Source organism: Sulfurospirillum sp. 1307 (assembly GCF_054408545.1).
In genome coordinates this window covers 1,252,273-1,272,194 of record NZ_CP176011.1, presented here as the reverse complement: position 1 = coordinate 1,272,194, position 19,922 = coordinate 1,252,273, and the positions used below count along the sequence as shown (strand labels likewise).

Annotated in this window: 18 protein-coding genes; 9 read left to right on the top strand and 9 right to left on the bottom strand. The window is 29.9% G+C overall.

What is annotated here, in order from left to right; genetic code table 11:
• The first annotated feature begins 13 nt into the window (after positions 1–13).
• Positions 14–2,836, top strand: a complete 2,823-nt coding sequence (locus ACKGJI_RS06475) for an EAL domain-containing protein (protein WP_458699472.1) — start codon at positions 14–16, stop codon at positions 2,834–2,836.
• A 1-nt stretch (position 2,837) separates the two neighbouring features.
• On the opposite strand, the gene ACKGJI_RS06470 is transcribed toward ACKGJI_RS06475, so the two are convergent.
• Together ACKGJI_RS06470 and ACKGJI_RS06465 are read right to left on the bottom strand one after the other, a co-directional pair.
• On the bottom strand, positions 2,838–3,425 hold the full coding sequence (locus tag ACKGJI_RS06470; RefSeq protein ID WP_458699471.1) for a hypothetical protein: 588 nt from the start codon (positions 3,423–3,425) through the stop codon (positions 2,838–2,840).
• Positions 3,426–3,437: 12 nt separating this feature from the next.
• Positions 3,438–5,345, bottom strand: coding sequence for a bifunctional C40 family peptidase/M15 family metallopeptidase (locus ACKGJI_RS06465; protein WP_458699470.1), 1,908 nt, complete (start codon positions 5,343–5,345; stop codon positions 3,438–3,440).
• A 33-nt stretch (positions 5,346–5,378) separates the two neighbouring features.
• Here ACKGJI_RS06465 and ACKGJI_RS06460 point away from each other — a divergent pair, with 33 nt between their 5' ends.
• Genes ACKGJI_RS06460 through ACKGJI_RS06450 form a run of 3 tightly spaced genes read left to right on the top strand, consistent with a single transcriptional unit; the run spans position 5,379 to position 7,623 of the window.
• A complete protein-coding gene (locus ACKGJI_RS06460; protein WP_458699469.1) occupies positions 5,379–6,695 on the top strand; it encodes an ATP-dependent DNA helicase in 1,317 nt (438 codons plus the stop codon).
• Positions 6,696–6,725: 30 nt separating this feature from the next.
• Entirely contained in the window at positions 6,726–7,232 is a 507-nt protein-coding gene (locus tag ACKGJI_RS06455; protein WP_458699468.1) for a hydrogenase-4 component G, read from the top strand.
• Positions 7,219–7,623, top strand: coding sequence for a flagellar basal body-associated FliL family protein (locus ACKGJI_RS06450; RefSeq protein ID WP_458699467.1), 405 nt, complete (start codon positions 7,219–7,221; stop codon positions 7,621–7,623). Before ACKGJI_RS06455 ends, ACKGJI_RS06450 begins: the two co-directional genes overlap by 14 nt.
• A gap of 29 nt (positions 7,624–7,652) precedes the next feature.
• Here ACKGJI_RS06450 and lolA read toward each other — a convergent pair whose 3' ends face one another.
• Positions 7,653–8,168, bottom strand: coding sequence for a LolA-like outer membrane lipoprotein chaperone (gene lolA / locus ACKGJI_RS06445; protein ID WP_458699466.1), 516 nt, complete (start codon positions 8,166–8,168; stop codon positions 7,653–7,655).
• A 104-nt stretch (positions 8,169–8,272) separates the two neighbouring features.
• Here lolA and secA point away from each other — a divergent pair, with 104 nt between their 5' ends.
• Together secA and ACKGJI_RS06435 are read left to right on the top strand one after the other, a co-directional pair.
• Complete coding sequence (gene secA, locus ACKGJI_RS06440; RefSeq protein WP_458699465.1) at positions 8,273–10,837, top strand: preprotein translocase subunit SecA; 2,565 nt, start codon at positions 8,273–8,275, stop codon at positions 10,835–10,837.
• Positions 10,838–10,839: 2 nt separating this feature from the next.
• On the top strand, positions 10,840–12,042 hold the full coding sequence (locus tag ACKGJI_RS06435; RefSeq protein ID WP_458699464.1) for an ABC transporter permease: 1,203 nt from the start codon (positions 10,840–10,842) through the stop codon (positions 12,040–12,042).
• Between the two features lies 1 nt (position 12,043).
• Here ACKGJI_RS06435 and ACKGJI_RS06430 read toward each other — a convergent pair whose 3' ends face one another.
• The 4 genes from ACKGJI_RS06430 to ACKGJI_RS06415 are packed head-to-tail and all read right to left on the bottom strand — an operon-like array spanning position 12,044 to position 15,849.
• Positions 12,044–12,442: a hypothetical protein gene (locus tag ACKGJI_RS06430; protein ID WP_458699463.1), complete on the bottom strand. Its 399-nt coding sequence runs from the start codon at positions 12,440–12,442 to the stop codon at positions 12,044–12,046.
• Between the two features lie 29 nt (positions 12,443–12,471).
• On the bottom strand, positions 12,472–13,704 hold the full coding sequence (locus ACKGJI_RS06425; protein WP_458701708.1) for an ArsS family sensor histidine kinase: 1,233 nt from the start codon (positions 13,702–13,704) through the stop codon (positions 12,472–12,474).
• A gap of 14 nt (positions 13,705–13,718) precedes the next feature.
• Complete coding sequence (locus tag ACKGJI_RS06420) at positions 13,719–14,402, bottom strand: response regulator transcription factor (RefSeq protein ID WP_458699462.1); 684 nt, start codon at positions 14,400–14,402, stop codon at positions 13,719–13,721.
• Between the two features lie 43 nt (positions 14,403–14,445).
• Entirely contained in the window at positions 14,446–15,849 is a 1,404-nt protein-coding gene (locus ACKGJI_RS06415; protein ID WP_458699461.1) for a DegQ family serine endoprotease, read from the bottom strand.
• Positions 15,850–16,031: 182 nt separating this feature from the next.
• On the opposite strand from ACKGJI_RS06415, the gene ACKGJI_RS06410 reads away from it, so the two are divergent.
• The 3 genes from ACKGJI_RS06410 to ACKGJI_RS06400 are packed head-to-tail and all read left to right on the top strand — an operon-like array spanning position 16,032 to position 18,576.
• Entirely contained in the window at positions 16,032–16,913 is an 882-nt protein-coding gene (locus ACKGJI_RS06410; RefSeq protein ID WP_458699460.1) for a DnaJ C-terminal domain-containing protein, read from the top strand.
• A gap of 19 nt (positions 16,914–16,932) precedes the next feature.
• Positions 16,933–17,301, top strand: coding sequence for a heat shock protein transcriptional repressor HspR (locus ACKGJI_RS06405; RefSeq protein WP_458699459.1), 369 nt, complete (start codon positions 16,933–16,935; stop codon positions 17,299–17,301).
• Between the two features lie 57 nt (positions 17,302–17,358).
• Positions 17,359–18,576: an MFS transporter gene (locus ACKGJI_RS06400; protein WP_458699458.1), complete on the top strand. Its 1,218-nt coding sequence runs from the start codon at positions 17,359–17,361 to the stop codon at positions 18,574–18,576.
• Here the strand turns inward: ACKGJI_RS06400 and cysK are convergent.
• Positions 18,573–19,499, bottom strand: coding sequence for a cysteine synthase A (cysK, locus tag ACKGJI_RS06395; protein ID WP_458699457.1), 927 nt, complete (start codon positions 19,497–19,499; stop codon positions 18,573–18,575). The two genes, ACKGJI_RS06400 and cysK, sit on opposite strands and share 4 nt — an antisense overlap.
• A gap of 9 nt (positions 19,500–19,508) precedes the next feature.
• Complete coding sequence (locus ACKGJI_RS06390; RefSeq protein ID WP_458699456.1) at positions 19,509–19,922, bottom strand: RrF2 family transcriptional regulator; 414 nt, start codon at positions 19,920–19,922, stop codon at positions 19,509–19,511.

Below are 19,922 nucleotides of genomic sequence, written 5' to 3'. Positions count from 1 at the left end.
ATAAGTGATTTATATGATTAATCATAAGAAGTGGATAGAACAGCTTGTTGATAGCTCTTATATCGGTATCTTAGTTGTTGATAGCAAAAGAAATAATCTTTTTGTTAATTCTTGCTTATGTAAAATGTTTGGATACGAAAAAGATATTTTATTAAAAAGTACAGCAGAAATATTTCATATAAATAAAGCCTCTTTTTTAGAATTCTCAAAACTAGCTTTTGATTCAGTAATATCAGGTACTTCTTTAGAGCTTGATTATAAATTTAAACGTAGCGATGGCTCACTCTTTTGGGCTCATATTTCTGGAGACCCCATAAAAGACAACAGTGAAGTATTGTGGACTTTAGTTGATGTTACACAAAGAGTTGAAGCTGAGATTGAAGCAGAGTATCAATACAATATCCTTAACTCTGTTATAAATGCAACTCCAGATAGCATTTTTTATAAAGACTATTTAAATTTTGATGGCAAATATATAGGATGTAATGATACTTTTAGTTATTATGTAGAAAAAGACAAATATGACATAATAGGACTTAATGATATAGACTTATTTGGGAAAGAGGTTGGAGGTTTGTATCGCCAAGAAGATCAGAATGTACTAAAAAGTGGCAAATCATTTGAAAAAGAAGAGTGGCATACTCTTTCAAATGGTAAGAAGATATTGTTGAGTACTTTAAAAACACCGTTTAAAGATATCAATAACAACTTTATGGGTGTTGTAGGAGTTTCTAGAGATATTACTAAAATGTACAATAAAAATAGAGAAATGAAAAAATTAAAAGAGCGTATGGAGTTAGCTCTTTTGGGAAACAATGATGGTATTTGGGATTGGAACCTTTTAACAAATGAAGTGTATTATTCTCCTAGATGGAAAGGTATGCTAGGTTTTAGAGAGGATGAATTAGCTGGTGAACTTGCAACTTGGGAAAAATTAGTCCATAAAGATGATAAAGATAGAGTTTTGAAAGTTGTTCAAGCTAATATAGAGGGTAAAATTGATTATGTAGATGTCAATCATCGTCTAAGGCATAAAAATGGAAGTTGGGTATGGATACACAATAGATCAAAAGCTATATTCGATAAAGATGGCAACGCTGTTCGTATGATAGGAACTCATACTGATATAACAGCTGATATAGAAGCTCAAAACTTATCTTATCAAAGAGGTCTTATCTTAGATAATTCACTAAATGAAATTTACATATTTGACAGTGAAAATTTTAAATTTCTTTATATAAATAAAGGTGCACAAAAAAATCTTGGATATAGTGTAGAAGAGATTCGCAAAATGACACCTTTGGATATTAGTCCATATATTACAAAAAATAAAATTATAGATATTTTACAACCAGTTATAAAAAAAGAAAAACAATATATTCAGGCTCAAACTATACATAAAAGAAAAGATGGGACATTTTATCATGTAGATATTTTTTTACAACCTACAAGTTATGAAGGACATAATGCATATGTTGCTATTGCTTTAGATATTACTGAACGTAAGAAAATGGAGGATGAATTAAAAGAGCAAAAAAATATATTAAATTATAAAGCTCATCATGATGATTTAACAAAATTACCAAATCGAGTTCTTTTAAATGATAGATTAAATCAAGCCATAGAAAATGCAAAACGAGATAAATCAAAATTTGCTCTTCTTTTTATTGATCTTGATCATTTCAAAGAGATAAATGACTCTTTTGGCCATACTGTTGGAGACCAAGTTTTACAAATAATTACTTTAAGATTACAAAAAACGGTTAGGGAAAAAGATACTATAGCAAGACTTGGGGGAGATGAATTTACTATTATCTTAGAAGATTTGGTGCAATCTGCAGATGCTTCGTTGATTGCAGATAAAATACTTCATGCTATTGCAGGAGATATGAATGTAAATGGCCATATACTTTATGTAACGGCTAGTATAGGCATAAGTATATATCCAAATGATGGGCAATCTGGTCAAAATCTTATAAAATATGCTGATTCAGCTATGTATAAAGCAAAAGAAGAAGGAAGAAATGATTTTCAGTATTATGATCCAATTATGACTGAACTTGCTTTTGAAAGAGTTGCTATGGCAACTAGCCTTAGAATAGGACTTAAAGAAGAACAATTTATTGTATATTATCAACCTCAAATAGACGGAAGAACAGATAAACTAATTGGTATGGAAGCGTTAGTTAGATGGCAACATCCAACAATGGGTTTAGTATCTCCTGATAAATTTATTCCTTTGGCTGAATCAACTGGCTTGATAGTTGAGTTAGATAGATATGTTATGAAAACTGCAATGACACAAATGGCAAAATGGTACAAAGAGGGTTTTAAACCTGGTAGATTATCTATGAATTTATCTGTTAAACAATTGCAACAGGCTGATTTTATTGAAGTATTTAAAAATCTTATGGAAACTACAGGTTGCAAAGCAGAATGTCTTGCTTTAGAAGTAACTGAAAGTCAGATTATGAAAAACCCCGAAGAAGCTATTAAGATACTTAATCAAATAACCAATTTAGGTGTAGAATTAGCAGTAGATGATTTTGGAACAGGATACTCTTCTTTAGCATACTTAAAAAGATTGCCTATTCATAAACTAAAAATTGATAGGACTTTTGTAAAAAACTTACCAGATAATGAAGAAGATATTGGAATCACAAAATCTGTTATAGCATTGGCTAAAAGTTTAAATCTCAGCATTATTGCTGAGGGCGTTGAAAGTACTGAGCAAAAAGATTTTATAGTTGAGCATGGTTGTCCTCATATTCAAGGTTATTTTTATTCTAAACCTATTATTGCTGATACATTGAGAGAAGATTTTTTAAATAGATAAACTATTGTTTTAGCTTTATATATTGTATATAAATTTTGGCATTTTGTAAAACGTTTCTTTTAGAATAAGAACTTTTAAGATTAAAACGATAGTATCTACCCAAATCCCATCTTTCTGGTAAAAAAACTGCTGTATCAAAGTCGTCCAAATTTTTATCATCATCTATCAAAATACCTTGATTGTCGTATCTAATCCACAAATCAAGTGAACTATAAGACATTTTTAGTTGTATTTTTCTAGTTTCATTTTTTTGTAAAAGTATCGAAATTGGGCGATATGGTTTGCATTTTTTGTATAGATTTATGCAACCTGAAAAGATATTAACTCTAATTATATCTCCATATTTTGATATTTGTAAAAGCTCTTTTAACCTTTGTTCTTTCATAGCTTCAATATCTAGCTTTTTTAATTCTTCTTCGTGTTTAAGTTTTTTATAGAACTCTCTTTGTTTTGCTTCTTCTTTGAAAAGTTCAGCCTTTTTTTCAGCAGAGAGCAACTTCCATGTATCTTCATCTACGCCCATTGGGTAGCTTGATAAACAGCCAGTTAAAAAGATTGGTATAATTAGTACATAAATAAATTGTTTCATAATAAATCCATTTTAATCAATACTTTCAAACATTTCAGGACGATATTCAAAATGCATTGTATCATAATGATACCATCGTCCACCCCAGATAAAACCATACTTTTCAAAGATATCTATAATTTTTTTTGGAAAATTATTTGAGTATTTGTAAGTCTTATCCCATTTCCAGTACTTAGATTGTTTTACATTTAAATCAATAGCGATTCCAAAGCTATGTGCGCTTAATCTTTTTGTATCTTTTATATATCGATAATTAAAAGTTCCTCCAATAGGACTTAGAAATTTTTGGTATTTTTTGGGAAGTTTTTTTAGTTCGTTTATGACTTTTTGTAGCTGTATTGAAGCGTTTTGTTTTTTGTTAAATTTTATGTTTGTTCCATCAGTCCAAGTAAGTGTTTCAAGGTTCTTTTTAATTTCTTCTTTTGTATTTCCATATAGTTTTTTTAGTAACTTTTCATTTCTAAATCTTCCTGCATCTTCATTTATATCTGGCTGGATTATATCACTAAAAGCTTTATAAGTTATGGATAACATATCTTTTGGGCTAGGATTACTTAGCTTTTTTTCAAAGCTTTTTTCTTTAAAATCATCATAAACTAAACTTGTATTATCATCAAATATAAGCTTGTTATCTTTTAGTGAAATTATAGACGGATAAGCTCTTATAAAACTCTCTACATGTAAAAGGTTTGTTTTTGGCTCAATCACTAGCTTTGTAGCTTTTTTTATGAGTAATTTTTCTTTATCAGCATTGTTCTGGTTTGCTCCAAGATATAAATCAGAGATGATTGTTTTTCCTATGATTAATCTATCATCATCTTTTGTTTTAACTCCCCAAGTGTCATGCATGACCATAGCTTTATCATTGATAGTTCCTGCATAAAGCATAATATGACCTGGCAAATATATCAAAGAGACAAAAGGAATGGCATATTTTTTTATCATATTTTCTTTTTCCTTATCACCTAAATCTTTTAAATCTATAGTTTGGCCTAAAAGTCCTTGATAATAAGAGTTTCTAGGCAACCAAACTCCAAATATACTAAAATAATCCTTACTCATAGAAGAGCAATCTCTACTTTTATAGTACCCACCCCAGCCATACTCTTCACCTAATAGTTCATGACTTATATAAAGAATGTTTTGTTTGTTAAAATCTAGGGGAAAATCTTTTGCATACTCTTTTGGAATACTAAGCTCATGTGAGTAGTAAAAATCATCATCTTCGCTATCTTTAGGAAAAATTGCACCTAGCTTTACATGTAGCTTATAGTTTTGTTTAGCATCATAAAGAGGAATATTGTCTTTTGTGATCACAATCTTTGGTGATTTCATAAACTCATATCTTTGTTTTGCATCTATAAATTTTATATCTTCTAGCCTTATCCAACCAATAGAAACTGGACTTTGCACAAATGCCCAAGCGCCATCACTGCTTAGATGAGAAATAAACAAAGGAGTGTTTACATGTAGAAGTGTATTTTGCATATAATCAAATGGAAAACCTTCTCCTCCAAGTTTTGGATTTTTAAAAAATGGCTTGTTAGTTGGAAGATTTCTAACTTGAGCTGTTTTTGTAGTAATCGCATATCGATTTAGTTTGTTAAAATTTTCAAAATTTGTATTTTTTATGATTTTATCAACTTTGTTTTGATTCCATAACCTAAGATTTTGTGAAAAATAAACTTTTCTTTTAAATACTACATTTGCCCATGAAGCCTTACTAGCTAAAAGATTTATCTTTTTAATCCTCCAAGGCATGTAGTACCTACTCTCGTAAACTTTTAAATCAGCTTTTAATGGATAAACATCATTTATAAGGGCAGTTGTATTTTGTTCGTACTCTAAAAGCTTAGGAGTTTTAACACTACATCCAAAAAACATTAGTAAGATTAGTAAAATTAGAATTATTTTTTTCATAATGTTATAATACCTAAAAAAACAGGAAAATTTTTGGAAATCTTAGAAAAAGTAAAAGAGCATTTAAAAACAAAGAATCTACTTTTAACTGGTGGTGGTGGAGTTGGCAAGAGTTACCTCACTACAAAACTCATAGAATCTTACAAAAAAGAGGGCAAACAAGTTGTTGTTTTAGGAAGTACTGGAGTAAGTGCAGTCAATGTTGGAGGATATACAATTCATAGTTTTTTTTCTTTTGGGATTTCAAATAATCTTGAAGAGATGAAAAAACATGATAGATATACAAAGCAAAGAGTAAAAGAGTTAAATAAAATCCTTCAAAAGGCTGATCTTTTAATCATAGATGAAATTAGCATGGTTAGTTCTGATTTAATGGATATGATTCTTTATAGGCTCAGAAATGGGAGTTTTGAAGGAAGGTTACTTTTTGTTGGAGATTTTTATCAACTTCCGCCTATTAAGTCTAAAAAAGAGACAAATTCACTATTTGATTCAACTAGTTTTGCATTTGAAAGTCCTGCTTGGGATTATTTTGATCCTTACATCATTGAGCTTACAAAAACCAAAAGAACAGAAGATGAAGAGTTTTTTGCGATTTTAAATGCTATAAGAAAAGGGGATTTAAATCCTGAGATTATCACTTACTTACAAAAGCTTAGAGAAAATCTACATGTAAAAGAAAATACACCGACTATTCTTTATGGGATAAATGCAAGAGCAGAAGCTACAAATAAAAAGAAATTACAAGAATTAGAGGGTGAGCATATAACTTTAAAAGCAAAAGAAAAACTTCATTTAAAATCTTTACATGTAAACAAGATTGAAAATTGGAAAAAGAATTTGCCAGTACCAGTTGAGCTTGATTTGAAGATTGGAGCTAGTGTGCTTTTTTGTACGAATAAATGGGGAAGTTATTACAATGGAGAAAGAGGCATAGTTTTAAACATAGATGATGAAGAAGTGATTGTTCAAAAGAGTAATGACAAAGTTGTAAAAGTAAAAAGAGCTGAGTATACTCTTAGTGAAAGTATTGTGTTAAATGGTGAAATTGAAGAAAAACCATTGGTTAGTATTGAACAATTTCCACTAAAACTTGCATATGCCATTACCATACACAAGTCTCAAGGTATGAGTATCGATACTTTGGTGTGTAATATTGACAATATTTTTGAAAAATCGCAGTTTTATGTAGCAATTAGTAGGGCAAAAAATCCTAAAAACTTACTTTTAGAGTATAATTATAACAGCTTTGAAAATCACTTAAAAAGGTGTGTTTTAGTTTCTAATAGTGTTCGAGATTTTTATGAAAATAATAAAATAGACAAGATTGAAGAGGGAACACTCTTTTGACGATGTACTCTACATGTAAAGGAGTTAATTATGCAAGTAGATAGTTCATATATGGTAAATGTGTACAAAGATGTTCAAGTATCGGTTTCGAAAAAGCAAGAAAACAAAGAGAAGTTAAGCGCAAAAGATATAACTGATAGTTACTTAGCTCAGTATCAGTTTGATATTTTCAATAAATCAAAAGATGAAATCTCTAAGCAATTTGAAACTTTTAGTTTAGCTGATATTGGATATGATGGAAAACCAATAGGTGATTTGAGCCAAGATGAAGCCAAAAAATTAGTAAGTGAAGATGGATTTTTTGGGATCAAAAAAACAAGTGATAGAATTGCAAATTTTGTTTTAAATGGTGCTGGTGATGATGTTGAGAAACTAAAATCAGGAAGAGAAGGAATACTAAGAGGTTTTAGTGAGGCAGAAGAGCTTTGGGGTAAAAAACTTCCTGATATAAGTTATGAAACTATAAATAAATCAGTTGAAATGATAGATAAAAAACTAGCAGAATTAGGAGCTACTATATTAGATGAAAATGTTTAGTAAGATTTTTATGGGATTGTTGATTTGTATTTCATTTTTGAATGCAGATGAGATACTTAGAATTGATGATTTTGAAGTTACTCTTTTTTCTAAGATAAATAAATCACAGCAAAATATTGAGTTATCAATGGTAATTGAAGGAAGAGATGTTGAAGTTTATGATTTTAAAATCATAGATGCACTCAATGTTGTAATTGGTAGTTTTTATGCAGAAGATTTAATGATGTCAAAAGGAAAAGAAGCCTTAAAACAAGCCTTGATAAATTATGCTTTAAAAAAATATTCTATAGATATAGATAATGTTTATATACAAAAACTAAGCATGCTAGATAATGTGAGTGCAAAAGAAATTATAAATGAATTAGAAAAACAAGGATATATCAAAAAATAGTTATTAACTGATATAGTGTGTAAGGTTAGTTATTGAGCTATAATATCAAAGCCATTTGGTATTTTAGCTTTAAATAATTCATCATCTAAAAATATATTTACAGATTGGTTTTTAAGCTCAATCGTAACTTGATTTGCTAATTTATCTTCATAGCTAATTTTTTTGATATGGTCATCTTCTATAAAGATTTTATATGTGGTTTCATAGTATGAAGTTTCATAAAGATTTTTTTCTACTTTTTTTGCATCTTTTAAAAGTTCGGTTAAATTTGGGGTATTCTTTAGATTTGTTATGATGGCTTGTTCAAGTTCAGGTTCTATTATTACTACTTGATTTTGATTAAAGTAAATTTTTTTAGAAATTGGGGATTTGTATATCCAAAGAGCCTTAGCATTACTTTTTGCATAAAAACTTCCCTCGTAAGTTATGGTTGAATTTTCTTCATTTGTAATTATTTGAGTAAAGTCGCTTTGAATTGAGTTAAAATCTAATGGATTTGCATATAACGATGCAAATAAAAGTAAAACTGATATTAAAAACTTCATAAAAACCCTTTGATATTAAAATGATAAAGATAGTTTTAGCAAATAAATAGTAAAAGTATGATAAAATCTCTTCTTTTAAATCGAATAGATAAAGGTAAACTCATATGTTAGGTATTGTGAAGAAGATATTTGGAACACAAAATGACAGGATTGTAAAAAAATATCAATCGCGTGTAAAAAAGATTAATGCTCTTGAGAGTAAATATGAAAAAATGAGTGATGAAGAGTTAAAATCTTCATTTGATGGTTTTAAACAAGAAGTAATTGATGGTAAAAAAACTTTAGATGATGTTTTATATGATGTCTTTGCAATAACTAGAGAAGTAAGTAAAAGAACAACAGGTATGCGCCATTTTGATGTGCAAATGATTGGTGGTATGGTACTTCATGATGGAAATATTGCTGAAATGAAAACAGGAGAGGGAAAAACTCTTGTTGCAACACTTGCAGTTGTATTAAATGCTATGACAGGTGAAGGTGTACATGTAGTAACTGTAAATGATTACTTAGCTCGTCGTGATGCTACTGAAATGTCAGCGATTTATAACTTCTTAGGTCTTAGCGTAGGAATAATAACAGCTGATAGTGAAGATGATAGAAAAGCACAATATGATGCTGATATAACTTATGGAACTAATAATGAGTTTGGTTTTGATTATCTAAGAGATAATATGCGTTACTCTTCTAGTGAAAAAATGCAAAGAAGTCATAACTTTGTTATAGTTGATGAAGTTGACTCAATTTTGATTGATGAAGCAAGAACTCCACTTATCATTTCAGGGCCAACTGATAGAACTTTGGATGGATATAAAAAAGCTGATGTTGTTGCTCAAAAATTGGTAAAAGATAAAGATTTTACGATAGATGAAAAAAACAGAACTGTAAGCCTAAGCGAAGAAGGTAATGCAAACGCTGAAAAACTTTTTGGAGTAGATAACCTTTATAGTTTAGAAAATGCAGTTTTAGCACATCATTTAGACCAGGCTTTAAAGGCGAGATATCTTTTTGAAAAAGATGTTGATTATGTTGTAAAAGATGGTGAAATTGTAATTGTTGATGAGTTTACAGGAAGACTAAGCGAGGGAAGAAGGTTTAGTGAAGGGCTTCATCAAGCACTTGAAGCTAAAGAGGGTGTTGAGATAAAAGAAGAATCTCAAACATTGGCTGATATTACTTTCCAAAACTACTTTAGACAGTATAAAAAATTAGCAGGTATGACAGGAACTGCTCAAACAGAAGCGACTGAGTTTGCTCAGATATATAATCTTGAAGTAATCTCGATCCCAACTAATTTACCAATGATTAGAAAAGATCAAAATGATTTGATTTATAAAACTGAAAAAGAGAAGTTTGAATCAGCTATAAAAGATATAAAAGAGAGACATAAAAAAGGGCAGCCTGTTTTAGTTGGTACTGCTTCAATTGAAAAGAGTGAAATTTTACATGCTTTATTAAAAAAAGAAAAAGTTCCTCACTCTGTGTTAAATGCAAAAAATCATGAAAAAGAAGCTCAAATCATCATGGATGCTGGTAAAAAAGGTGCAGTTACAATTGCAACAAATATGGCAGGTCGTGGTGTTGATATTAAGATTGATGATGAGATTAAAAAACTTGGTGGTCTTTACATCATAGGTACTGAAAGGCATGAAAGTAGAAGGATTGATAATCAGCTAAGAGGTCGTTCAGGTCGTCAAGGTGACCCAGGAGAGAGTAGATTTTATCTAAGTTTAGAAGATAATTTGCTTAGAATTTTCGGAAGTGATAAAATTAAAAATATCATGGATAGGCTAGGTATCGAAGAAGGTGAGCATATAGAATCAAAAATGGTAACAAGAGCAGTTGAAAATGCTCAGAAAAAAGTGGAACAAATGCATTTTGAATCAAGAAAACACCTACTAGAGTATGATGATGTAGCAAACGAGCAAAGAAAAACTATATACAACTTTAGAGATAATTTGCTTGATCCGAACTATGATATTGATTCAAAAGTTAATGAAGTTAGAAAAGAATATGTTCATGATTTACTCTTTAGAGCAGAAATTTTTGAAGGTGGTGTAAAAGAAGAGTTTGATTTGGAAAAATTGATTTCTTTTATAAAATCTGAAGTACAGTTTGATTTTAGTGTTGATGAATTAAAAGATAAAGATTATGAAGAGTTGGCTTCATACATAGAAGAAAAACTAAAAAAATCTTTTGATGAAAAAATGAGTGTTGTTGATGATGAACAAAGAAAAGAGATTGAAAGAATCCTTTATCTTCAAGTATTAGATAAGGCTTGGAGAGATCATCTTTACCAAATGGATATATTAAAAACGGGTATTGGACTTAGAGGATACAATCAAAAAGATCCATTAACTGAGTATAAAAAAGAGAGTTATAACTTGTTTATGGAGCTTGTAAATCAAATAAAATTTGAAAGTATTAAAACTCTTCATTTGGTTCAATTAAGAGATGAGAAAGAGGAAGAAGAACGCCGTGCGATGGAAGAAATGTTAGCTCAAATGGAAGCCCAAAATGAACAAGGTATGACTTATCAGCACGGAAGCATAGAAACTGAACCTGTAGTTGAGAAAAAAATTCCAAGAAATGCTCCTTGTCCATGTGGAAGTGGTAAAAAATATAAACAATGTTGTGGAAAAAGTGGACCTAAAAAAGGAATACTTGCTTAAATATGACAAATTCCATAAGCAGCTATTTAGTTAAAAAGTATCTAAGGGTTGATAAATCTCAACCCTTTATAACAATTAGTGCTTTTTTAGCTTTTTTTGGAGTTGCTATTGGAGTTATGGTATTGATTGTAGCTATGGCTATAATGAATGGTTTTGATAAAGAGTTTGAGAGAAAACTCTTTACAATGAATTATCCACTTACAATTCACCCAAATAGTTTTACACCAATTACTCAAGATGATGTCGATGTATTGTCTCAAAAATTTCCAAATTTAAAATTTAGCCCCTATATTTCTTCACAAGTAATTATCAAAAGAGGAAGAAAGATGGAAGGTGGACTACTTTTTGGGGTAGATTTTAAAAAAGAAATACAAATTAATAGTGTTTTAAAAGAAGGGATAAAAGATACCAACATATCAAAGTTTGATGTGATTGTAGGAAAGCAAATAAAAGATAATTTTTATTTAGAAAATAATGAAAAAGTTGTCTTGATTTTTACTGAAGCGAGTGCTGGAGGCCTCTCTTTGATACCAAAGATGAAAAGATTTAGGTATAAAGGTGATTTTGAATCAGGACTTATAGCGTATGATAAACTATACATGTATACACCTATTGAAGGGTTGTCAAAGTTAAGAGGGTATTCAAAGCAAAGGTATGATGGAATTCATATTTATAGTTCTAATCCTTTTGAAGATATCAAAAAAATTGGAAAAATTTTACCAGATCATTTAAGTATTGTTGGTTGGTGGCAGATGAACGGAAACTTTTTTTCTGCATTAGCACTTGAAAAAAGAGCACTGTTTATCGTTTTAATGCTAATCATCCTTATAGCTTCACTAAATATAGTAAGTTCACTCCTTATGACAGTTATGAATAGAAGAAAAGAGATTGCTTTGTTACTCTCACTTGGTGTTTACAAAGAGGAGGTTAAAAAAGCATTTTTCTATCTAGGCATGATAATAGGCGGAGGAGGGATGTTTTTTGGTGTTATCCTTGGTTTGTTGTCTTTGTGGATTTTAGGTTCCTTTGATATTATAGATTTGCCTGCTGATGTTTATGGCTCTTCAAAGTTGCCATTGGAGTTATCTATGGTTGATTTTCTTATGATAGTTGGAGGTGCAACAATCATAGTTATCTTTTCATCATTTTATCCAGCAAATAAAGCAACTAAAATCAATGTTTTAGATGTTTTAAGAAACGAGTAGCTTAGACTAACTTAACAATATCTCCAGAATTATCTTCTACTATATTTTCTAATCTTTTTAGCATTGACTTTGCATCAATACCATCTTCAGGATAAGTTACAATGTTATCCATAGCTTCTTGCGATAAAAACTCTTGGATACCAGATAAAAGCTCACTAGCACCATTCCAATCAGTACCGGGTAACATTACAATAAAAAAATTATCAATTTGAATAAGTGCATCTGTTTTTCTTAGGATTTTGCCAAATATCTCTGTACTATCAGCTATATCTTTATCTTTCATTGAAAAATAAATAATTGAAAATGGAGCTTCATCTTTCAATCCAAACCTATCTAAAAGAGCTATGTGATGATCAACTAAAGATACTAAATCTTCTCTTGAAAAAATTGAACTTGACATTTTATATCCTTCTTCTTATTTACAATATTCTACAATAATGTTTCTATATTTTCAAAATAAAAGTAATTTAAGCCGTTTTTATGTGAATATTTAAAATTTAATTTATGCGCTTTTGCAATGTTATCAACTATGTATAATCCCAAACCAAAACTTTGGTGTGAATTTTTTTCTTGAGTAAATGGTTGTATATAATGAATCAATTTTTGTTTTAATGGACTTCCTTTACTAATAACAGAAATTTTATTGTTATTAGCAGTAATGATTACAAACTTGTCTATTGAATATTTTAGACCATTATCTATCAAATTTTTAAGAGCAGTTGTAAAAAGTCTAAAATCAACATTTAAAACTAAATTTTCATCAATCTCAAGTTTAATTTGATCATAACTTGCCATTGTCAAATCAATAGATTCATCAATAATGTCAATTAGTCTTGCAGGTTTTATGTTGTTAAGTCCAGCACCACTTGTTATTTGCTCTATCGAAGCAAATTCATTTATGAGTAATTCAAGTTTTTCAAAAACATTAATGAGTCTATCTTTTTGTTTGGAATCTTCTAGCATTTCAGCACTTAGTCTACCTTTTGTTATAGGAGTTTTTAACTCATGCATGATATTTCTTAAAAAAAGTTGCCTTGAATGATTGAGCTTTTTTATCTGCTCAACAGCATTTGCAAAAGAGTTAGAAACCTGTGAAATTTCATCTTCACCATCTCTGTAACAATTAATGCTAAGATCACCTTTTGCAAATTTGTCCATCTCTCTTTTTAATTTTCTAAGAGGTTTGATTTTTCTGATTGTAATTACATAAGCTGTTATGATTATGAGTAAAACAAGTCCAAAAATAGCTTTGATAACATCATATCTATATGGTTGAAAGTCTTCATCTTTGAATAATAAAATATTATTTTTATGTTCTATTAGTAAATAGTGGTATTTTTTATATTTTAATATTGCACTGCTTCCAATTTTACTTTCAATTTTTTGTATAATTTTAGCATTTGAGATGATATAATCTTTTATTTTTCCAGATTCAATCTTTCTCATACTATAATCTTTGACTTGCTCTTTTAATTCTTTTTCATCAATAAAATTATTCAGATGAAATAACGTAGCTCTAGCTATGATTGAGTACTTTTTATTTAGTTTTTCTGTATAGTTTTGCTTGTCATACTCAAGTAAAAATAGAAGAGCAAAAAATATACTAACAATAGAGAGAAAAAAGATAAAAGTGATGCTGTAAAAGATTGATGATTTTGTAATTTTTAACTTTTTTATCATTGCTTAAATTTATACCCTATGCCTCTTACTGCATGAATGTATCTAGGGTTTTTAGAATCTTCTCCAAGTTTTGATCTGATTCTACCAATGATAACATCAATACTTTTGTTAGATGTATCTTCACTAATAGCATCTACATTGTAGATTAACTCTTCTCTTGAAACTACTCCACCATTTTTTTTCATAAGATAGCTCAATATTCCATATTCTGCACTTGTAAGATTTAAATCTTTACCTTTATATTTAATATTCATAGAGTTTTCATCAAGCACCAAATCACTATTTTTCATAACATTTTCTAGTTCACTAGGAGAAACTTTATGGTGACGCCTAAGTAAACTATTTATTCTAGCTAGTAATTCTCTTGGATTATAAGGTTTTGGAAGATAATCATCTGCCCCATTGTCCAATGCAGTAACTTTATCTGTTATGTCATGCCTTGCAGAAGATATGATAATTGGAATATCATGTTTTTTTCTTATCTCTTTACATACATCAAGACCATCAATACCTGGAAGTGTTAAATCAAGAATAATTAAGTCAAATTCTTCAACATTAAGAGTAGAAATACCCATAAAAGGGTCTTCTACTACTTTTACTTTCATATCAAATTGTTCTAAATATTCACTTAATATTTCAGCTAATTCTAAATCATCCTCTATCATTAAAACTTTTATCATACAAAACTACCTAACTTTTAAGATAGAGGATTATAACATATCATTACTTTATAACTAATGGTAAATGATATCCATTACGATTTATAAATACTACTCTAGCTTTTTTATTGCTTAATGCTTTATCTAAATCATCAAAATTTTTAATGCTAGTTTGATCAACCTGAACTATAATATCTCCAGGCATAAAACCAATTTTATAAGCTTTTGAATTAGGCTTAACTCTACTTACTAAAACTCCTTTTATATGAGTAGGTATTTGGTATTTTTTTCTAACACTACTTGTTAGCTCTTCAAGTTGCAATCCTTCAATATATGATAGATTACTATTTTTATCTATGTTTTTATCCATATTTGCTAGAACTAACTCTGTTAGAACTTCTTTTGAGTTTCTTTCATACTTAACACTTACTTTTGTTCCAGGAGCAATTGAGCCTACATAATTTTTTAAATCATTTGCATCTTTTATTGTTTTATTGTTTACTTCTAATATCAAGTCACCTATTTTAAGACCAGCTTTTTGAGCAGGTGAATCTTTTTCTATATTTAAAACAAGTGCACCGTGGTCATTTTTATATACTTCTTTTAAATCATTATTTAAATCTGATATTGATACACCAAGATAGCCTCTTTCAATCTTACCTTTTTCTATAAGTGTAATTGCTACTTTTTTTGCCATATTAGAAGGTATTGCAAATCCTATACCATTATTTCCGCCACTTCTTGAAAGAATAGCACTGTTTATTCCGATTAAAGCACCTCTACTATCAACTAGTGCGCCACCACTATTTCCAGGGTTTATAGAAGCATCAGTTTGTATGAAGTTTTCATATTGATTTAGTCCTATTCCACTTTTATTTAGTGCTGAGACTATACCTTGAGTAACAGATTCACCGACTCCAAAAGGATTTCCAATAGCAAATACAACGTCACCTTCTAAAAGTCTATCAGAGTTTCCAAATTTTGCTACTTTTAAATTTTTAGCATCTATTTTTATAACTGCTAAATCAGTTTTAGGATCTGTTCCTATGATCTCTGCTTTGTACTCTTTTGTTTGTCCAGTTAGGGTTACAACTATTTCATCAGCTCCTTCAACAACATGATTGTTTGTCAGAATATATCCATCTTTAGATATAATCACACCAGAACCAAGAGCACTTGCTTTTCTTGATTGAGGTTGTAATTGAGGGATATTTCCTCCAAAAAAATCTTTAAAAAATGGATTGTTAAACATTTCATTTAATTGATTAGTATTTTGCTTTATGGTTTTTGTTGTTGCTATATTTACAACACTATGTTTAATATCTTTTATAGCATTATTGTATGATAATACAACTTCTTTATTTGAAGGAAAAACTCTTTTTGGATTATCTGGCATGCTTTGTATGTCTATATTTCCAGCTAGTAGACTAATAGCTGTGATTGCAGAAATTAAAATTGTTTTATTCATATCGAACTCCTTTTAATGTTTTATATTAATGAAATTATATTCCTCATAAGTTAATATTAAGTTAATATTATGTAAATATTTATTATAAAGTTGATTGACATAGACTAAAGTTTTATGTTATAATCACTATAAAAGTTTAGATCCTAAAATTGGATTAAAAATTATAATTAGAGGTGATAAGGATGAGTAAGAGTTTATATGATACATTGGGAGTATCCCCAGATGCAAGCACAGATGAAATAAAAAAAGCATATAGGCGTCTGGCTAGAAAATATCATCCAGACATAAACAAAGACAAAGATGCCGAAGAAAAATTCAAAGAGATTAATGCAGCTTATGAAATATTAAGTGACGAAAAGAAAAAAGCACAATACGATCAATACGGTGATAATATGTTTGGTGGTCAAAACTTCCATGACTTTGCTAGTTCACAAGGTTCAGCAAACCTTGATGACATTATTAGAGCAATGTTCGGTGGTGGTGGTTTTGGAGGTTTTGGTGGTGGTTTTAGTAGTGGTGGATTTGGAGGATCATCATTTAATGGTGGTTTTGGAATGCCAGATCTTGATATAACTGCTAGAATTACAATACCATTTAATGTAGCAGTTTTGGGTGGTAAACACTCAGTTAGTTATGCTGGTGAAAGTTTTGATGTTAAGATACCAGCTGGAATTAAAGATGGTGAGAAACTTAGAATCAGAGGTAAGGGAAAGAGTTATCAAGGGCAAAGAGGAGATATGATCCTAATTGTCGAAGTAAGTGAATCGCCTGAGTATGAGAGAGATGGAGATGATTTAACTAAAATTATAGATATCCCACTAAAAACTGCACTATTTGGTGGAAAAGTAAAAGTTAATACTCTTTATAAAGAGATTACTTTAAAGGTTAAAGAAGGGACTAAAAATAATCAAAAATTTAGAGTTAAAGATTATGGTGCAGTAAATAGAAAAAGTGGAAACAAGGGAGATTTATATCTTAAAGCAAATATAATTTTGCCAAATATTGAAGATTTAGATGAAGATTTGGTAGAATTAATGAAACAAAAGCTTCCAGAAAATAACTAACTAGATAAGGAGTATAAGTATGCATGGATATGATGAACCTGTGTATCTAATAAGTGTTGTAGCTAAAGTTTTAACGATTCATCCTCAAACTCTTCGTCAGTATGAAAGAGAAGGTTTAATTACTCCTTCAAGAACTGATGGAAAGATGCGTTTATACTCTCAAAGAGATATAGATAGAATCAAAATGATTTTAAGATTAACTAGAGATTTGGGTGTTAACTTAGCTGGAGTTGATGTTGTTTTACAGCTAAAAGAAAAACTTGATGAGTATGAGCGAACAATTGATGAATTAAGAGAAGAGATTAACACTTTAAAAGGTGGAACTAAAACAAAAAACCCAATCGTAAAAAGAAGAAATAGTTACGATATTATTTTATTTGATGAGTAGCTATGAAAATAGTTTTAAAAATTTCACTAAAATCTCTTGTATGGAGGTTTTAGTAAATTGTTTCAGATAGATAACCCTAAAAATAATTATAAAAATGTTGCTCATGCATTTTTTTTGTCACTTGCTATTACCATAGCTGAGCCTTCAACGATACTTCCTTTGATGGTGCACCATTTTAGTGATAGTGCGATTATTGTTGGACTTTATGTTTCATTGTTAAGAGGAGGAGCGATTGCAGTACAACTTTATGCTGCGTTCCATGCCCAAGCTTATAGATTAGTTTTACCATCACTTAGAAAAGTATTTTTCTTTAGATTTGCAAGTTGGTTTTTTATAGGTTTTAGCATATTTACCTTTGGAACTTCAAATCCTAGTTTAACTCTTATTTGTATTGGAATAGGACTGTTTTTCTTTTCATTTTCTGCTGGTTTTGGAGCGATATATTTTAAAGAACTTCAAGCAAAGCTTTTTTCGAAAAAATATCGTGGTAAAACCATGGCAAATAGGCAAATTGCAAGTTCAATAGCTTCTATTATAAGTGGTGGTGTAACAGGTTATGTTTTATCTTCTTTTGATGCTCCTATGAATTATGCCTACCTTTTCATGCTTAGTAGTTTTATTATGGGTATAGGATTTTTAGCTTTTTCTATGATGGATGAGAGCCCTAAAGAAAATGTTGCTAAAAAAGAGAAAAGCTTTAGTGAATTTATGAAAAATTCTATACAAATTTTAAAAGTTGATAAACGTTTAAGACAGCAAATTTTAGTAATTTTCTTAGGATATAGCTACTTCTTAGCGATGCCGTTTGTTATTTTAAATGCCAATAAATCCTTCACTCTTACTGGTTGGATGCTTGGTGGATTTATCATGGTGCAAATGATAGGAAGTATCATAGGAAGTACATTTTTTTGGAGAAAAATACATGATTATGAAAAAATGCTATCTCTTAGCTTTTTATTTGCTATTTTATCTTTTGTAGTGGCTTTATTTGCAAATAACCTTTACATGTATGCATCAGTATTTTTACTTTTTGGTATGGCAATAGATGGTTTTAGCATATCAGGAATGAATCTTGTCATTGAAATTGCTCCAGAAGAAAAAAGACCAACCTATACTGCTCTTCAAACAACAATTACATCATTTGGATTGTTTTTTCCTATTATAGGTGGAGTTTTACTGAGGTATGTATCTAGTTACAGTTTTATATATTTACTTACCATAATCTTATTGTCAGTAGGTTATTTTTTTAGTAGAAGATTTGAGAAGAGAGTTTAACTCTCTTCATATAATCCGCTACTTAAATATCTCTCACCAGTATCACACAAAACTGTAACAATCGTTTTGCCTTGAAATTCATCTCGTTGGGCGATTTGTTTTGATACAAAAACATTTGCACCAGCTGAAATTCCTACAAGTAAACCCTCTTTTTTTGCTAATTTTCTTGAGGTTTCAACTGCATCTTCGTATTTTACTTGAATAACTTCATCAAATGCACTTTTATCTAAAATATCAGGTACAAAACCAGCACCAATTCCTTGTATCTTGTGAGGTCCAGGTTTTCCTCCACTTAAAACTGGTGATAAATCTGGCTCAGCTGCAATAACTTTTATATTTGGATTTTTTCGTTTAAGTACCAAGCCAACTCCTGTAACAGTTCCACCAGTTCCAACAGCTGCTACAAATACATCAATCTTACCATCAGTATCTCTCCAAATTTCTTCAGCTGTTGTTTTTATATGAATTTCTGGATTTGCTTTATTTGCAAATTGCTGTGGTATGAAAGAGTTTTCAATTTCACTTGCTATCTCTTTTGCCTTGTTAACAGCACCGTTCATACCAAGTTTTGGCTCAGTTAGAACTAGTTTTGCTCCTAGTGCTGATAAGAGTTTTCTTCTTTCAATGCTCATGGAACTTGGCATAGTAAGAATCAATTCTAATCCAAAAGAAGCACAAACTGCGGCCAATCCAATCCCTGTATTTCCACTAGTTGGTTCTACTATGACACTTTTTTTGCTAATAAGTCCTTTATCTAAGGCATCTTTTATCATATTAAATGCAATTCTATCTTTTACTGAATGAGTTGGGTTTAGAAATTCACATTTACCTAATATTGTTGAGTTAGTTTCGTTTGAAGCATCATTTAGCTTTACCAATGGTGTATTTCCAATCAATTCTGTCATATTATTTGCATATTTCATTTTATTTCCTTATATTATATAGCTGATTTGATTTGTCAGCTTATCTTCATATTCTTGTAACTCTTTCAAGGAAAGATCAAAAATCTTTTTCAGTTTTATGCTACTTTCTTCATAAAATAGTTTCAATACAGGATTTTCTATATCAAATTCAGTTACACTTAAATCTCCCTCAAGTGCAACTAAAATCTCTTTTATACTAATTTCTTCAGGTTTTCTTGCCAAAAAATAGCCTCCATGAGCTCCTCTGACACTTACAACCAAGTCTGCTCTTCTTAAAATAACTAAAAGTTGCTCAAGATAGTTCTGAGGTATCTTTGCATTTTTAGATATATCCTTAATCTGAGTTGGTTTACTGCTTTTTTTTAAAGACAGCTCATACATGGCACTAAGACCATAGATACCTTTTGAAGATATAAGTGCCAT

Coding starts and splice junctions, on each gene's coding strand:
- ACKGJI_RS06475 (WP_458699472.1), top strand. CDS start 14: ATGATTAATCATAAGAAGTGGATAGAACAGCTTGTTGATAGCTCTTAT.
- ACKGJI_RS06470 (WP_458699471.1), bottom strand. CDS start 3,425: ATGAAACAATTTATTTATGTACTAATTATACCAATCTTTTTAACTGGC.
- ACKGJI_RS06465 (WP_458699470.1), bottom strand. CDS start 5,345: ATGAAAAAAATAATTCTAATTTTACTAATCTTACTAATGTTTTTTGGA.
- ACKGJI_RS06455 (WP_458699468.1), top strand. CDS start 6,726: ATGCAAGTAGATAGTTCATATATGGTAAATGTGTACAAAGATGTTCAA.
- ACKGJI_RS06450 (WP_458699467.1), top strand. CDS start 7,219: ATGAAAATGTTTAGTAAGATTTTTATGGGATTGTTGATTTGTATTTCA.
- lolA (WP_458699466.1), bottom strand. CDS start 8,168: ATGAAGTTTTTAATATCAGTTTTACTTTTATTTGCATCGTTATATGCA.
- secA (WP_458699465.1), top strand. CDS start 8,273: ATGTTAGGTATTGTGAAGAAGATATTTGGAACACAAAATGACAGGATT.
- ACKGJI_RS06435 (WP_458699464.1), top strand. CDS start 10,840: ATGACAAATTCCATAAGCAGCTATTTAGTTAAAAAGTATCTAAGGGTT.
- ACKGJI_RS06430 (WP_458699463.1), bottom strand. CDS start 12,442: ATGTCAAGTTCAATTTTTTCAAGAGAAGATTTAGTATCTTTAGTTGAT.
- ACKGJI_RS06420 (WP_458699462.1), bottom strand. CDS start 14,402: ATGATAAAAGTTTTAATGATAGAGGATGATTTAGAATTAGCTGAAATA.
- ACKGJI_RS06415 (WP_458699461.1), bottom strand. CDS start 15,849: ATGAATAAAACAATTTTAATTTCTGCAATCACAGCTATTAGTCTACTA.
- ACKGJI_RS06410 (WP_458699460.1), top strand. CDS start 16,032: ATGAGTAAGAGTTTATATGATACATTGGGAGTATCCCCAGATGCAAGC.
- ACKGJI_RS06405 (WP_458699459.1), top strand. CDS start 16,933: ATGCATGGATATGATGAACCTGTGTATCTAATAAGTGTTGTAGCTAAA.
- cysK (WP_458699457.1), bottom strand. CDS start 19,499: ATGAAATATGCAAATAATATGACAGAATTGATTGGAAATACACCATTG.
- ACKGJI_RS06390 (WP_458699456.1), bottom strand. CDS start 19,922: ATGGCACTTATATCTTCAAAAGGTATCTATGGTCTTAGTGCCATGTAT.